The 554-nt window shown below is 31.4% G+C and carries 1 protein-coding gene; it reads right to left on the reverse strand.

What is annotated here, in order from left to right; all coding sequences use genetic code 11:
* A partial coding sequence (locus MBCUT_RS10710; RefSeq protein WP_157082433.1) for an Rpn family recombination-promoting nuclease/putative transposase occupies window positions 1–554 on the reverse strand: 554 nt, incomplete at both ends.

Below are 554 nucleotides of genomic sequence, written 5' to 3' on the forward strand. Positions count from 1 at the left end.
AGGGTTATTTCGTCGTAGTGTGCCATTTCTCGCATTTCATACATTCTGTAGTCTTCATCACTCATGGATACGAGGTCTAGTTTTTTTTGTGTTTTTCCTATGGTTTTGTTCATTTTTATCACCTTGTTTAATAATTTGGGGTTTGTGTTGTTATCGAAGTATATTAACCATTGGTGTAGAGAGTTGTTAATGTTTTTGTTGTTTAACTTTTTAAAGTTTTGCATGTTTATGGAGTGTATTTCTATGCCTTCTAAGAATTTAGGGGTGGTGGTTTTTATTGATGGTATGTCTATTAATCGATAGAATGTGTGTATGTTGTTGTTGTTTTTCATTTTGTAGTCTATTAGGTTGATAGCTATTACTTCTGGTAGTTTTTGATAGTTCTGCCCTTCTTTTATGAGGCGTCGGTAGATATTACATGCATAGAAAAGTGATCTTTTTATCATCTCACCAGTGTTATGTCTTTGTGCTTCTATAATTATCTCTTTATTATATGTTTTTGATCTTATATCAAGTATACAATACTTATCTTTCAGTTTTTCTGCAGATAACTT

The organism is Methanobrevibacter cuticularis (genome assembly GCF_001639285.1).
GTDB lineage: Archaea > Methanobacteriota > Methanobacteria > Methanobacteriales > Methanobacteriaceae > Methanobaculum > Methanobaculum cuticulare.